The organism is Methanothermobacter sp. THM-1 (genome assembly GCF_009914355.1).
In the GTDB taxonomy this organism is placed as follows: Archaea; Methanobacteriota; Methanobacteria; order Methanobacteriales; family Methanothermobacteraceae; genus Methanothermobacter; species Methanothermobacter wolfei.
In genome coordinates this window covers 45,465-60,444 of the sequence record NZ_CP044013.1, presented here as the reverse complement: position 1 = coordinate 60,444, position 14,980 = coordinate 45,465, and the positions used below count along the sequence as shown (strand labels likewise).

Here is a 14,980-nt window from a genome sequence, read left to right as displayed (position 1 = left end):
CACATCATCAAGATGATGTTAAAGGTGCAGGGACCATCCTAACCCATATATCCTGAAAAGATATATATGATATTAAATATTACTGTTTCAATATGATTAACATGGAGATTGGATTCAGCTGGAAGGCCGTTGCATCCGGCGTGATACTTACAGGAGCCCTTGAACCAGTATTTAGATTTATTACTCCTGAAATTTCAGGTTTGATGTCAATAGTCGTTGCATCAATTGCCGGAGGGTATATAGCGGATGGTCATTACCTTAAAGGGGTATTTAATGGTGCTCTAATCGGAGCATCCGTGGGCATGATCAATATACTCCTTGTTTATATAAGAACATGGCAGATGAACACTTTCATAATCATGATACTCATCTATGCCCTTGCAGGTGATATAAGCCTCGGAATACTTGGGGGGACCGCTGGCAGCCTCCTGAGAACCCTTAACCCGCGGCTGAATATGGGGCGCCCCTCATGAAAACCTTATTATCCCCTTTTCTGCGTCAACCTCAACCTCCATGGATTCATGGAGGACCTCCATTATATCCTCCTCAGGCCTGTCAACCATGGGTATTCCCGCCATTATGGCGCCCGTTGCAATTATTGGCTCTGCATTCAGGCATATTATGGCTGCTGGGGCGGTTTCATTCTTTGCCATCTGGAATATCACATAGGACCCCACCGTGGACCCCCTGCCTCCTGGTATTACAAGGACCCGTCCCTTCATGCTCCTCCCGTGGAGCGGGTGTTTTGGGTCGGATACCCTGCCTGTTTCAGGGTCCACGCCTCCAAGGAAGCTTATGGGTTCATCTGATATCATCACATGGCCCCTTCCTGTTCCCCTTGAAATAATCCTGCATTTAACCTCCACGAAATCATCTCCATACATCTTCATGGTGCTATGCAGCGTCCACCTTCATTATCTCCCTGAGTACAGAGGTTGCATAGCACCCCTTAGGTATTGAAAATTCCACAGTGATCCCATCAGGGCCCTCTGATGCAGAGGCATCCCAAAGTCTGAAGCGTATGGCCCTCCTCATTCCATGGCTTCCAAGGCCCCTCATCCTCCTGCATTCAAAGTCCCCGGCTGAAACACCTTCCTCCTCAAGTATCCGGCGTTCAATTTCACCGGGTCTGCCGGATGCAAGGGGTACCTTGCTGCCATAGAGGGGGGCTGTTGGATGGGCCTCGAAGTTGAGGATCATCTCCTCGAGTTCCCCGGGATCCGCATCATGTATTATGTGCTGTTCATTATCAATAACGATATCCCCTGGCACGTACCGGTTTATCCCGAGGGGAAGCCTTTCACTCACGGCCCTGTTAAAGAGGTAGGACTGGTATGCATGTACGAACATCCTCTTAAGGGGCTTGGGGAGGACCTGTATGGCCTTTATATATGATTCCTCTGTAATACCATCCCTCCTGAGGTCCCTTAAGATTGGCTGCAGCATCATCCGCTCATACCTCATTGATGGGGGCATCGCTTCAAGGGCGGCCTCAATATCACCCTCATCATAGAGCTTCCTTGCCCTGAAGACACCTTCAGGTTCCCCCTCAATGGGGTTGCCTATATATGCATCGACAGCCCCCTTCACGTCATCATTGACAAGGGCCCTTCCAACAAGGTGCGTCGTTGTCCTTGGGCTTCCGAACCTCTGCCATCCATAATAGTTTGGAACTCCCTTCTCAGAGAGTTCCTCAAGGACCCTGATGGTTGACTCAAGGGGGTCATCGGTTTCAGGGTCCCTTATCAGTATCCTGAACCTGTTACCTAGAAGCTGGCCCATCCGGAGTTTCTTTTCGTTCCTGGTAACCCTGATGAACCTCACGTTTCTTATCCTGTCCTCTATCCTCCTTACATCTTCGGGTTCTGTGTTGCTGACACATATCCACTGCCTTGTAACCGCCCTCTTATCCTTCATCCCTGCAAATCCCATCCTCCTCCTGTCAAGGTGAAGCTCCCTTGCAATGTCCAGTAGCACATCGAGGGTTGTCCTGCCCTCCTTCTCTATCCATATCCATGTGTTTGGTCCGCTTCCAGTTGGCTCCTGTAGGGGTATCTCCTCGACATAGAAGTCCCTGTTATGGACCCGTATTCTTCCACCTGTTCCTTTCACTGATGTGAGGTAAGTCTCTGCATTAAGCATTATATTTCCCCTGAATAGATTATCGGGGCCTTGTTCATGAACTGGCCCCTCAGATCAGTGCCCTGATCATGCATTCATCTTCTATCAACAATACGTTTCGGTCTTCCCTTTATCCTGTAGAATTCCAGTTCACCGGGACCTGTGAAGTTGAATATTATCTCAAAGAGGCCATCATTGTAGGCCTCCAATAGTTCCTTCTTATATTTGAAGAAGGCTCCTATAAAGTTCTCCCTTACAGTTTCACGGGCACAATTTTCAGGGTCCTCGCATTCAAGCGACACCCTCATTGTAACCTTTCCTTCGTCCTCATCACCGTAGAGGAACGCCTCATATTCACCTGTAAGGTAATCCATGTTCTCCCTCTGGAAGACAGCCGCCTCCACATCAACCCTGTTAAAGGGGTGTCCGGCCACCCAGAAGGTCTCCGCCTCCCTTTCAGGGTTCATTATCCTCATGTGGGTCCTGCCGCATCTGCACTTCTCCCTTGAGAGTACAACCGTGGTGTCCTCTGTATCATAATTCAGGAGCAGTGTGCCGGTCTTTTCACCGACAGGGAGGAGCGTTGTGAGTACTATCCTTCCGCATTCACCATCATCAACAAAGTCCCTCATTGTGGGGTCATAGACATCCAGGTGCACCAGGTCCTCAGGGACATGGAGGCCCTCCCTGAAGCTGCACTCCCCGCACATGGTGCCCTCGGTGCTTCCATAGGTATTGTAGACCTCAACACCCCATACCTCCTCGGTGTATGATCTTGACTCCGGTGCAAAGCTCTCACCACCCACAACGAGCCTCTCTATGCTTGACTCCTGCGGGTCAAGTCCCCGTTCCTTCATCCTCCTTGCAAGCCTTAAAAGTTTGAATATGCTTGCAACTATCCCTGTGGGCCTGTAGCTCTCTATTATCCTCACAGGGAACGTGCATTTGCCTTCGGGTATTATTGTCATCCCGATTTTATGGGCTGCCAGCGTCATGGTGTTGGCACCCACATTCATGCCATAGGATGCGCAGACAACGACCCTGTCACCCTCACCGAAGCCCTGTGACACGAATGACCTTGCATACTTCTCAGCATACCTGTTCCAGTCATCCCATGTCAGGAAGAAGGCCTTGGGCCTCCCGCTGGTGCCGCTTGTCTCATGGATAGTGAATATATCCTCCCATGGTAAGCATTTAAATTCAAAGTCCCTGGTCTCGGGTGGCTGGTTCTCCCTGATGGTTTCGCCGGTTATTATCGGGAGCTCACGGAGGTCATCATGGGTTCTTATATCAGAAGGTTTTATCCCCCTTCTACCGAACCATTTCCTGTAGAATGGAGAGTTCTCATAGGCATATTTAACCGTGTACCTTATCCTCTCCTCCACAAGGGCGTCAAGGTCCTCCCTCTCCATTGTCTCAATATCCTCATTGAAGTATCTCCCCATTACAATCACCCCATCAAATCTTGTATTTAATGATATGTCCGTCGAGGATAAAGTAGGTTACCGGTATCATGTTATGCTTTATTTTTCTCAAAAATTTGCAGTGCACCGAGAGTTGAGACTCAGGACGGAGCGATATCTGACAAGCAAAATGGTTCTTATAAATAGAGTGCCCTGACCGGGACTTGAACCCGGGTAATAGGATCCGCAGTCCTACGTGATATCCGCTACACTATCAGGGCAAGAATGAGTTCATGGACGGTTATGGTTCACATCTTAAATGTTTTTCCATTCCAGTATTTAAATTTTTAGAGAGACTCCCTGCGGTCTAGCTCCTCCACACATAGAGCCTAAAGGTCAGGTCCCCCCTGTTTCTTACCGCAACATCAAGGTCATCCTCACCCCCCATTTCATCATTGGATGCCACAGTCACCTCACCCGAGCCGTTGTCCATGGTTAAATTGTACTTCATTCCAGTGAGGGTCTCATTTAGAAACTCTGATGCCGCCCCAGGGTCACCTGACTCTGCGAGTTCATCGAGAATGCTGCGGTCCTCTGGATAGGTTGCCACGGTGTCAAGGACATCCCCGGCCCCATGGTTTATCCCCTGGATGGGTGTGGGGGCTGTGCCCATGAAGGAAGCCGCCATGAGAAAAACCACCGTAAGGGCGAGTACAGCGTCAAGGGTTGATATGTAGCCATGCTCATCCATACCTATCCCCCATGAGTTTCTGTTTGCAGCAAAGTCTATCTGTCCCTTATCATCTGAACAACCATATCCTTCTTCTCTATGGCCCTCCTTGCTGCCTCCTCAACCATCCTCTTCATCTCATCAAAGTCCTCAGGGGTTTTATCCCCCACCATCTTCTTTATCTGTGTGTAGGCCGCCTCCCTGAATAGGGGTCTTAGCTCCTCGGCTGAACCGTCCCTGTTAAGCAGGGGGATGCCTGAATCCGTGACCACCCCTATCTCAGCCACGTCAACACCAGCCCCCCTTACAGCAGCCATTGCCTTATCTGCAATATCTTCAGGGGCTATTATCATCAGCGAGTCGATTGAAACACCCAGGGGGTCTATTTCAAGGTCCTCAAGCATCTCAAGGACCCTTGGGTTTATCATGGACCGTATTGCCTCGGCATCGAATTCAAGGCCCACCCCTGTGGTTGATGAGATCTCATGGGCATCACCCCTGAGTCCCCCGTTTGTTACATCGGTCATTGCATGGATATCCCCCAGGATACCCGCATCCATTATGGCCTCAGATGCCCTTATGAAGTTAACATCAAGGGTCTCCCATACAACATCGAAGAGGCCGTGGTAGATTGCCGTTGTTGTTATGGTGCCGCCGCCTGATCCCTCGGTGAGGAGTATGACGTCACCTGCCTCGGCCCTCTTCCTTGCAGTGGGCGGTGTCTCTGAGAAGCCTATGGCACCAACCGCACTGACCAGCCTGTCGCCGAGGACCATGTCACCTCCAACCCTCAGTGTGCTCCCGGCAACCACCGGCACCCCCACGAGTTCGGAGACCGCTGAGACTCCGGCCGTGAAGTCAAAGAGTTTCCCCACGTCACCATCATCTGCAAGGTGGAGGTCGCTTAGAAGGGCGAGGGGCCGGGAGCCCATGACACACACATCCCTGAGGGCCGCCCTGGTGACGTGGAACCCTCCTAGGAAGGGGTACTCGCTGAGCCTGGAGTGTATCCCGTCCACCGCCGTTGTTATGTAGACCTCACTGCTTCCTGCGGATGTTTTAACAACACCACCATCATCCTGGGCGGAGGGGTTTATGAAGGCCGATGTCCCTGTGCTTGACACTATTTCGGCGATTTTCCTGTGGACAAAGAAGTCTCCCTCACCCCTGGATCCCACACCCATCTCTCCCATGGCAACCCCTGCAGATGGGTAGGATACTATTTCCCTGAGTGTTTCATCGACCCCTTCAAGTTCAAGCGTCTTTTTAACCTCATAAACAACTGCTTCGGCCATTTTCATGGAGGTTTCAATGTCAATATCCTTCAACTCCATTATCCTCTCTGACAGGACCCTTTTAACCGATTCCTCATCCATTGACTCAATGTTGCGCCTTACAAATCCTTCTATATCCATTCAATCCCCTTTTAAGCCTTTATTATCCCTGTAAAGTTTCTCAGGATATCCAGTCCCGCCTCTCCACTCTTCTCAGGGTGGAACTGTGTGGCGTGGATGTTGTCCTTCTCGATGACCGCGGTCATTTCAATACCATAATCCGTTGTTGCGGAAACCACATCCCCCTCTGGTTCTGCATGGTAGGAGTGGACAAAGTAGAAGTACTCATCATCCACCCCATCAAGGAGTTGAGAGTCCCTCTTTATTATAAGCTGGTTCCAGCCCATATGGGGCACCTTGTTCCCTGGGGGTATCCTTAAAACCCTGCCTGGTACAAGGCCGAGGCCCCTGACACCGGGTGATTCCTGACTCTCATCAAGGAGGACCTGGAGGCCAAGGCAGATCCCAAGGAATGGTTTGCCCTCACCTATATTTTCAAGTATGGTTTCCCTTGACTCCTCAAGTTTTTCCATTGCACTTCCAAAGGCCCCTACACCTGGAAGGACGATTGCATCTGCTTCATCCATGGTTTTGCTGCTGGATGTTACCAGTGCATCGGCACCTATGCGTCTGAATGCGTTGCTTATGCTCCTTAGATTTCCGCTCCCGTAGTCTATGATGGCTATCAATGCATTCACCCTTCTTTCATGTGATTAACTTTATGAACTCCCCCATCATTCCAGGAACTCACCTTGTATAGTAATCCGTGACCCTCACAGTGTCATCCGGGTGGGGTGTTGAGACCTCATGGAGCACCGTGTTCTCCATTGCAACGATGGAGTGCCTTTCACCCGGTTCAATCCTGACAGTGTCGTTCTTGCTGAAGTACTCCTTCCTGTCCTCAAATTCTATGTAACCTGAACCTGATATTATGTACATTGTCTCATCCTTCTCCTCATGATAATGAAAGGATGTACGGTACCCCTCCCTTATGAAGAGCTCCTTTGTAAGGTACTTCTCGGTGTTTATAAGTATCTTCTCATAGCCCCATGGCTTGTCTTCCCTGTTATGGTATTCCTTCCTTATCTCCTCAAGCTCCTTTGATGTGTCGATGGCCATCCAGAAGAGTCCGTCCTCCTTATAGTAGCCGAGCTTGTTCTCCTTGGCCATCAGCGGGAAGAGTGTTTTTTCAATGTCACCTGATTCAAAGTCCCCGAAGTCAAGGCTGCCCTTTGAGAAGTAGACCCCTGCGTTGATGTAATAGTCGAGAACGGGCTTCTCCCGGAAGTTAACTATCTTATCACCGCTGACCTCCACTATACCGTAGGGTGACTGCATCCTTGTTATGAACATTGTGAGGGGGTAGTCGGAGATTTCGCCAAGGTGTATCATCTTCTTTATGTTCAGGTCGGCCACAACGTCCCCGTTCCTTATCACGCACTGCTTATCACCATCAATGACCTCCATCCCCATCCTTATGGCGTTCAGGGTGCCCAGGGGTTTCTCCTCCCTCACATATTCTATCTGAAGCCCCTTGTACTCATCACCATACCTTTCCTCTATTTTTTCCCCCAGGAACCCTGTAAGGAGGTAAACCCTATTTATCCCGGCATTTTTAAGGTCAAATAACTGTTTATCCAGTATGGTGTAGCCCTCCTTGATTTCGATGAGGGGCTTTGGTATCTTCTCGGTCAGAGGCCTCAGCCTCTTACCGAAGCCTCCACACAGTATCATTCCAACAGTTTCAGCCAATGATATCACCTTTCCATTTTTCTTCTAAGTGCATCTCCAAAGTCAGATTCAACAATTGAGTCCTGTCCAAGGGTCCTTGAGTGGGCGTCCAGTTCAGCGACCACGAAGGTGTAGCCGAGCCTCCTGAGGGGCTCCACCAGGCGGGGTCCATCCGTAACCGCTACAGAGGTGAGTTCAAGTTCCTCAACAGGGAGGGCGTGTGGAACACCAGATACGACCGCAAATTCTACTGCCTCCTCACTCAGGATTTCAGCAGCCCTCCCCCCGGTTACAGGATACTCATCAAGACCACCTGTTACATGGTCCACCCTGTTACCGGCCGCCTCTATCTCTGAGAGGATGTTCTCTGCGTGTCTGCGTATCCTTGGAAGACCCGTCTTTACGTCAAGGTTTGCGATTATAAGCGGTGGATTATCCGGGTTCACTGCCCTAAAGGGCAGCCTCAGTAAATCAGCAAAGAGATAGGATGTCTCCTTCTTTGCATTGAGGACAAGGGCAACCCTCTTACCATCCCTTAGGGCATCAATGAGTTCAGCTGCCACCATGTCCTTATCATCACCGTAGGATGGCCTTATATATTCTCCCTGGGCCATCCCCCTTGTCTTCTCAATCTCGGTGGCGAGTTTAAGCATTCTTATCTGCCTCTCAGCCTCCTCCCCTGAGATTATACCCTGCTCTGCAGCGGCTTCAAGGACTATTATGGCCCCCTCGGTGTTATCCCCTTCACCAAATCCTCCATGGGACTCAACCGTGAGGACCCTTGAGGGTATATCTGCCCTCTGGACAGCCTCCCTGAGATCCTCCCCTATTATCATGCTTGCGCAGGTACCCACCACCCCAACAAGGTCCGGTGAGAACATCTCATAGGCCTTCTTAAGGGTCTCTGTTAGTTTATCTGTTGCTCCGAAGATGAAATCCTGTTCAGACATGGCGGTTGTTAGTACCCTGACCCCATCGGTTTCAAGGAGTCGGCCTGTCCTGAAACAGCAACCGTGGGGGCCGTGAAGGATTATGACATCAGCATCAAGGTCTCTGAGGGTGTACAGTGATGCTGCTATTGGACTGGGTCTTGGATGCAAGTTCTCTCACCTCATCATTAATATCCATGGAATTACCGTCCCATAGAGACACGGATGTCCTTGATTTAATCATGTACCACATGATGATGGCTCCTATCCACTCATCACAGGCAATGGTTCATATCCATGGAATGATTAATATTCCTTTAGATATTCACATTATATAAGGGTGGCTGCAGTGAAGATTGATAACATCATATGCGGGGTGTACATTGACAGGCCAAACAGGTTCACCATGGTGGTGGATGTTGATGGAGAGAAGAAACTGGCACACCTCAGGGATCCTGGCAGGTTGAAGGAACTCCTCATCCCTGGAAGGGAAGTATTGCTCAAGAAGGCCGATGGTGGGGGTCGGAAGACTGAATTTGATGTTATAGCAGTTAGAAGGTGTCATGGGTGGGTCCTTATAAACTCGGGTTTTCACAGCGACCTTGCCGCTGAAATAATAAACTCCGGACTTGTGGAGGAACTCGAGGGTTTCCGGATAGAGAGGAGGGAGTTCAGTTTCGGTGAAAGCCGCCTTGATTTTCTCCTATCCAACGGAAAGCCCATGCTCCTTGAGGTGAAGGGCTGCACCCTCGTGGTTGATGGCCTTGCACTCTTTCCTGATGCACCCACAGAGAGGGGCCGGAGGCATGTCATGGAACTGGCGGATGCCCTTGATGATGGGTACATGGGTGCTGTCCTCTTCCTTGTCTTTGGTGAAGATGCACGTGTATTCTCACCCAACGTTGATATGGATCCTGATTTTGCATCCGCACTGCGAGAGGCATATGAGAGGGGTGTTATGGTCATGGCCTACAGTTTCAGGACAATCTATGATGGATCCGTGAGGGTGGAGCCCCTTGGAAGGATAAGGGTGGAAATCCCAAAAATTCAATAGCCATCCATACATACTCTGAACTTCCCTATTTCAAAGGAAACCCAAACCCCACAAATCATCCCCCCATATAATCTCTAAACTTCTCTATTTCATCCTCCTTTCCCACGGCAAGGATCACGTCCCCTGCTTTGAATCTGTAATCCCTTGGAGGGTCTATTATGAGTTCATCTCCATGTCCAACACCCAGGACTATGACCCCTGTTCTTTCATGGATATCTGAATCAAGTACCGAAAGGCCCTGGAGACTGCTGCCCTCCCTGACAGGAAGCTCAACCATGCGCCTTGTTGATCCCTCTGCAAGCACATCCTGTACAAACATGGCCTCATATCCATCATCTATACTCCTTGACATGAGGCGTCCAGAGATCACAAAGGGAGATATTACCTGGTCAGCTCCAGCCATCCTTATCTGCTCAATGTTCTCATACCTTTCAGCCTCTGCAATGACCCTTACTTTCCTGTCAATTTTCCTTATTCCCAGTATGCAGTGGATTGTCTCTGAATCCGACTCCATGTCAACTATAACTGCCCTGGCACCCCGTACATTGGCCTTCTCAAGATCAGAAATCCTTGTTGGGTCTCCATGGACAAAGTTTGCCCCATTCTTAAGTACCGTCTTTCTCACAGCCTCATCCTCTGCAATAACAAACACTTCGCCTCCGCTCAGTTCACGGAGACACTCCAGTGTGCTTTCACTCCAGCCACATATAACCACATGTTTAGATTTAACCACGTCTATCAGCCCCATTAAACGCATCTGCTGCCTCTTTATAATGAATTCGAGTAATGTTTCAACTGCAAGGGCAAAGGTGCCTATGCCGAGAACTATCAGGGTTACGGTGAAGTACATACCTGCTGCAGTTGATGGGCTGTAGTCACCGTATCCAACAGTCCCTATTGTAACAAGGGTCCAGTAAAAGGAAACCGTCCATGACTGTCCCTCTATAAAATGGAATCCGACCGTGCCGTAGGTTATAACCGCAAGAACCAGGACAAAAACCCTTGTTGCGGGAAGCTTTACGACCTGAGGCAGATGTTTTCTGATTATCTCAAATATAAGCGCCATACCATAACCCATTTAATCTTTTTTTCTTCTGAGGATGCAAAAGAGGATCATGACCGCCGCGGCCGCAGTCACTGCAGCCACGTCCGGCCAATCATCCATTCATCATCAAAGCCATGTAAACTCAATGATGATCCCCCTTAAGACGCCTCCCGAACCCCTGAACTTTGAGTTCCACCCAGATGTGGGGCCATGCATGGTTCACAGAACACCGGTCCGGTTAAACCAGTTAAGATCGGTTGGATATTCAAAATCATCATGATGCACCTCCATCAATTATACATGGACCTCTGGAGAATTTAAAGGAATCATCCACCGTTAAAGGCGGCCTCGGTTCCCTATATGATCAGCATTAAACATCGCCTCCGGCTCAAGTGTGGACTCATAGTTACCTGCAGTGGGTGTGGATTCCAGGAGACTGATCCCCCCTCAATTATGATCCGCCCATACACCCATAACCACCTTTCTCAGTTCATCGGTGAGGAAGACCACCGGGGCGAAGAGTATCAGCAATAGCCATTCAGCCGGTCCGAGGGGGAGGGTCCCGAATATCCCCTGCAGGAGCGGTATGTATATTATCGAAAGCATCACGGTCAGGGCGAACACCATCCCCCATATTATCCAACGGTTCCTGAATAACCCCATCCTGATTGCAGGTGAACGCATGGTCTGTGATGAAAGGAGATTCCCCACCTGTGAGAGGACAATACCTGCAAATACCACGGTTGTCGCCCTCATATAGAGTGGATCTGTGAAGGAGAGATGCTGTCCCTGAGTCCAGCCCCCGCTCCAGAGGACCATGAAGTAGGCTGCCATCACAAGGGCCGCCTCAATTGATCCCGTGAAAAGGTAGCCCCTCAGGATAACCCCACGGTTCAGGAGCCTCTCTGATGGAGGCCTCGGGGGCCTCTTCATCACATCCTCCTCTGGAGGGGATCTTCCAAGGGCCAGGGCAGGGAGGGTGTCTGTCCCGAGATCTATTGCAAGTATCTGCATCACGGTAATGGGGAGCGGTATTCCAAAGAGCACCATCAGGATGAAGGGGACTATCTCAGCTGTTTCATGTGAGAAGATGTAGGTTATGAACTTCCTTATGTTCTCATAAACCGTCCTCCCCTCCCTTATGGCGGTAACTATACTTGCAAAGTTGTCATCAGCCAGGACTATATCGGCTGCCTCCTTTGCAACATCGGTGCCGCTCCCCATGGCAACGCCTATATCTGCCTTTCTGAGTGCAGGGGCATCGTTAACACCGTCCCCTGTCATTGCAACGATTTCATCCTCGTCCTCAAGTACAGATGCTATTCTCATCTTATGTTCAGGGACTGCCCTTGCAAATATCAGGTTCCTGTCGGTTGCGAGGATCTCCTTAAGTTCCCTGTCACTGAGTTCTTCAAGGTCACTGCCCCTGATGATGGTGCACTCCCCCTCAACTATCCCCAGTTCCTAGCTATTGCCTCTGCAGTTAACCCATAGTCCCCTGTGATCATGATAATCCTTATACCGGCCATTTTACATTGGATGACCGCCTCCCCGACACCGTCTCTTGGAGGATCATACATTGCAGCCATCCCCACAAGTACAAGGTCCCTCTCCACCTCCTCAGGGGTGTAGGATTCAAGGTCCTCTGGAAGTTCACGGTAGGCGAATGCAAGTACCCTCAATCCCCTGGAGGCCACCTCATCATGTATCCTGTTTATCCTCTCCCTTTCAGCATCATCCAGTGCTCTGACCTTTCCATCAACTGATATCCATTTTGAGAGGCGTATTATCTTCCTGGGCGCTCCCTTAACATAGGCCACCCTTCCATCTCCTGCTTCATGTATGGAGCTCATCGACTTCCTGGTGGAATCAAAGGGTAGTTCCGTTATCCTCGGCATCCTTTTAAGTTCAGCCTCCCTGTCAAACCCTATCTTCTCTGCTGCGACAAGGAGGGCGCCCTCTGTTGGGTCCCCGGTAACCCTCCATCCCTCATGGTCATGGACGAGTTCTGAATCATTGCAGAATGAAGCTGCTCTGAAAAGAAGTTTTATCTCCCTTATATCCCTGTGGCTGACGGGTTTTCCCCTGTGGAGGAATTCGCCCTCAGGCGTGTAACCTGACCCTGTTACTTCAACTGTCTTATATGGAACCCATATCTTTCTGACGGTCATCTCGCCCCTTGTAAGTGTCCCCGTTTTATCCGTGCAGATTATTGTTGTTGAACCAAGGGTTTCAACACTTGATAGCCTCTTTACAAGGGCGTTCTGCCGGGCCATCTTCCTTGCAGATGCTGCAAGGGCCAGTGTCACGCTGGGGAGAAGTCCTTCGGGTACATTTGCAACCATGAGTCCAATGGCAAATATCAGGGCCATGTAGATTGGAAGTTTAACAATGTAGATGTTGACTGCGAGAAGTGTTAACCCAAGGAGAACCGCTATTATGCTTATTATCCTTGCAGCGTGGGATATCTGCATCTGAAGCGGGCTGGGTTCCTCCTTCAGCTCCTGCGTCATGGAAGCTATCCTGCTGAACTCTGTTTTCCCGGCTGTTGCAAAAACAATTGCCCTTCCCGTGCCTGAAGTCACCTGTGTACCTGCAAAGACTATATTATCTGCTTCGATATAGTTCCTGACTTTCCTTATCCTATGTGAAACCTTTCTTACCGGCTTTGATTCCCCTGTGAGTGTGGATGCATCCACCTTGAGTTCATGGGCCTCCACGATCCTTGCATCGGCGGGTACGATGTCCCCCTCCTTAAGGAGGATCAGGTCCCCGGGGACCAGTTCATGGGCAGGGATTTCAGTTTCAGAGCCGTCCCTTATAACCGTCGCCATCACAGGGAGTATCCTTTTAAGGGCCTCTGTTGCCTTTTCAGCCTCATACTCTTGCCAGAAACTGAAGATGGCATTTATGAGTATCACAGAGATTATGGCCGCTCCCAGCTGATAACTGCCTATGAGAAATGAAAGTGCACCAGCAATCCAGAGGAGAACTGCGAGTACATTGTAGAGATTTTCTGCGAAAAGGAGAATTAATGGTTTCCTCTTTATCTCCTGGATTCTGTTAGGTCCGTATTTATCAAGCCGTGCCTCGGCCTCGGCTACTGTGAGTCCTGAATCCAATGTTCCAAGTCTCCTGAATACCTCCCCTTCATCAAGTTCATGAATATCCATCATCATATCCAAAGGAACCCCTGCAGGCTGGGAAGCTCCTGCATCAGATATCCATTACATCCATAGACCATCACGGGAGTCGCCGGCAGAAGTCCCAGATCAGATATCCATCATCAAAGCCATGGCCCTCAAGTATCATGAAATTCATGAATATCCAGTCACCGGCAAGGATCACTGCCCAGTGATTTACACTTGAAATCCACCACTCACTGTATTAATTTTATGTAATATCATCTGCTGCATATTATGCTTATGATGTCCCCGTCCTCAAGTTCATGGTCAGATGCAACCCTCATACCCTTCCTTGCATCAACCGCATGCATGAAGGAGTCACCTATCTCCGTGTGTATGATGTATGCAAGGTCCCTTGGCTTTGATCCGCGGGGTACGAGTATGGCGTCAGGGAGGACGTTGCCCTTCTGATCGGTGAACTTGTGTTCATCCTCAACCGGGTAAACCACTATCATGTCAAGGAGGTCGAATACCGCTCTGTTAATGGTCTCCTGTATTCCCGTACTCCCATAGACCCTGAGGACATTTTCACGTATGTATTCAAGGGCTGAAAGCTGTTTATCAGTGAGTTTGCCCTCATCCAGGATCTCAAAGTCCCCCTCCCCGGGCGTGTACCTGATTAAACCTGCCTCAGCAGCCCTTCTGAGGGCGAGCTCCGCCTCTGCAGATGCAGGCACCACATGGGGGTAGGCTTCCCTTAAACGTTCTATATTCCCTGCTGCCGATGGAAGGTCCGCCTTGTTTGCAACTATCAGCATCGGCTTTGCTATTTTAAGGAGTTCATCGAGGAAGCTGATGAGCTCATCCTTCTTCCAGGAATATATGTCTGTTCTGATCATCCTTGAGGCCTCTATAATGTCCTCAAGGCCTATGCCTGTGCCTGAAAGCTGTTCATATATTATCCTGTTCATGTCAAGCTTCTCTGATGCGGCCTTCCTGAGGAGCCTCTCCCAGTTCCTTTCAAGGATGCCGTAAAGCCACATTGTTATCTCATGTTCAAGGAAGCTTACATCCTCCAAGGGGTCATGTGTTCCTGGTTCAACCGGGCGTCCCTCCTCATCTGTTGAACCCGATGCGTCTATAACATGGAGGAAGACCCTTGCCTGGCGGAGATCATCAAGGAACTTGTTTCCAAGTCCCCGGCCCTCATGGGCACCCGGGACCAGGCCGGCCACATCGATGAGTTCAACCGGGATTAGTCTTCTGCCATCAAGGCACCTTGAATTCCGGGGGCTGCATTCAACTCCAAGTTCCCTGCATGGGCAGCTGCATGATGCATAGGCAACTGCGTGATTGGCGTCTATGGTTGTGAATGGATAAGAAGCCACCTCAGCCTCCGAAAGAGTGGCTGCATTGAAGAATGATGATTTTCCAACGTTTGGTTTTCCTGTGACTGCAATCTGGATCATTTTATCACATATAATAAATAGGAGGGTCAATCCTAAAAT

14 protein-coding genes and 1 tRNA gene are annotated in these 14,980 nt (G+C 49.8%); 2 read left to right on the top strand and 13 right to left on the bottom strand.

Annotation, left to right across the window (positions count from 1 at the left end; genetic code table 11):
• Positions 1 to 101: 101 nt before the first annotated feature.
• Complete coding sequence (locus FZP57_RS00295) at positions 102 to 473, top strand: DUF5518 domain-containing protein (protein ID WP_074359667.1); 372 nt, start codon at positions 102 to 104, stop codon at positions 471 to 473.
• Here the strand turns inward: FZP57_RS00295 and FZP57_RS00290 are convergent.
• The 9 genes from FZP57_RS00290 to cfbD form a co-directional block, all read right to left on the bottom strand.
• On the bottom strand, positions 468 to 890 hold the full coding sequence (locus tag FZP57_RS00290) for a DUF126 domain-containing protein (protein ID WP_370518322.1): 423 nt from the start codon (positions 888 to 890) through the stop codon (positions 468 to 470). The genes FZP57_RS00295 and FZP57_RS00290 overlap by 6 nt on opposite strands.
• 4 nt (positions 891 to 894) lie before the next feature.
• On the bottom strand, positions 895 to 2,142 hold the full coding sequence (gene truD / locus FZP57_RS00285) for a tRNA pseudouridine(13) synthase TruD (protein ID WP_191216302.1): 1,248 nt from the start codon (positions 2,140 to 2,142) through the stop codon (positions 895 to 897).
• Positions 2,143 to 2,216: 74 nt separating this feature from the next.
• The gene (gene ftsA, locus FZP57_RS00280) at positions 2,217 to 3,566 is read right to left on the bottom strand and encodes a coenzyme F390 synthetase (protein WP_074358268.1); all 1,350 of its coding nucleotides are present in this window, start codon (positions 3,564 to 3,566) and stop codon (positions 2,217 to 2,219) included.
• 167 nt (positions 3,567 to 3,733) lie between these two features.
• A tRNA-Arg gene (locus FZP57_RS00275) sits at positions 3,734 to 3,805 on the bottom strand.
• 86 nt (positions 3,806 to 3,891) lie between these two features.
• Entirely contained in the window at positions 3,892 to 4,275 is a 384-nt protein-coding gene (locus tag FZP57_RS00270) for a hypothetical protein (protein WP_074358267.1), read from the bottom strand.
• A gap of 35 nt (positions 4,276 to 4,310) precedes the next feature.
• Positions 4,311 to 5,669 carry an AIR synthase-related protein gene (locus tag FZP57_RS00265; protein ID WP_191216301.1) on the bottom strand — a complete coding sequence of 453 codons (1,359 nt, stop codon included), beginning with the start codon at positions 5,667 to 5,669 and terminating at the stop codon, positions 4,311 to 4,313.
• 11 nt (positions 5,670 to 5,680) lie between these two features.
• Complete coding sequence (gene hisH / locus FZP57_RS00260) at positions 5,681 to 6,277, bottom strand: imidazole glycerol phosphate synthase subunit HisH (RefSeq protein WP_074358265.1); 597 nt, start codon at positions 6,275 to 6,277, stop codon at positions 5,681 to 5,683.
• Positions 6,278 to 6,335: 58 nt separating this feature from the next.
• Complete coding sequence (locus FZP57_RS00255) at positions 6,336 to 7,340, bottom strand: sugar phosphate nucleotidyltransferase (protein WP_191216300.1); 1,005 nt, start codon at positions 7,338 to 7,340, stop codon at positions 6,336 to 6,338.
• Positions 7,341 to 7,345: 5 nt separating this feature from the next.
• Complete coding sequence (gene cfbD, locus FZP57_RS00250; protein ID WP_074358263.1) at positions 7,346 to 8,419, bottom strand: Ni-sirohydrochlorin a,c-diamide reductive cyclase catalytic subunit; 1,074 nt, start codon at positions 8,417 to 8,419, stop codon at positions 7,346 to 7,348.
• A gap of 178 nt (positions 8,420 to 8,597) precedes the next feature.
• Between cfbD and sfsA the strand changes: the two genes are divergently transcribed.
• A complete protein-coding gene (gene sfsA / locus FZP57_RS00245; RefSeq protein WP_074358262.1) occupies positions 8,598 to 9,302 on the top strand; it encodes a DNA/RNA nuclease SfsA in 705 nt (234 codons plus the stop codon).
• A gap of 55 nt (positions 9,303 to 9,357) precedes the next feature.
• On the opposite strand, the gene FZP57_RS00240 is transcribed toward sfsA, so the two are convergent.
• The 4 genes from FZP57_RS00240 to FZP57_RS00225 form a co-directional block, all read right to left on the bottom strand.
• Positions 9,358 to 10,368 carry a TrkA family potassium uptake protein gene (locus FZP57_RS00240; protein WP_074359665.1) on the bottom strand — a complete coding sequence of 337 codons (1,011 nt, stop codon included), beginning with the start codon at positions 10,366 to 10,368 and terminating at the stop codon, positions 9,358 to 9,360.
• 426 nt (positions 10,369 to 10,794) lie between these two features.
• Positions 10,795 to 11,676: an HAD-IC family P-type ATPase gene (locus tag FZP57_RS09650; protein ID WP_191216299.1), complete on the bottom strand. Its 882-nt coding sequence runs from the start codon at positions 11,674 to 11,676 to the stop codon at positions 10,795 to 10,797.
• A 122-nt stretch (positions 11,677 to 11,798) separates the two neighbouring features.
• Positions 11,799 to 13,526, bottom strand: coding sequence for a cation-transporting P-type ATPase (locus FZP57_RS09645; RefSeq protein ID WP_191216298.1), 1,728 nt, complete (start codon positions 13,524 to 13,526; stop codon positions 11,799 to 11,801).
• Positions 13,527 to 13,750: 224 nt separating this feature from the next.
• The gene (locus FZP57_RS00225; protein ID WP_074359663.1) at positions 13,751 to 14,941 is read right to left on the bottom strand and encodes a redox-regulated ATPase YchF; all 1,191 of its coding nucleotides are present in this window, start codon (positions 14,939 to 14,941) and stop codon (positions 13,751 to 13,753) included.
• Positions 14,942 to 14,980: the final 39 nt, after the last annotated feature.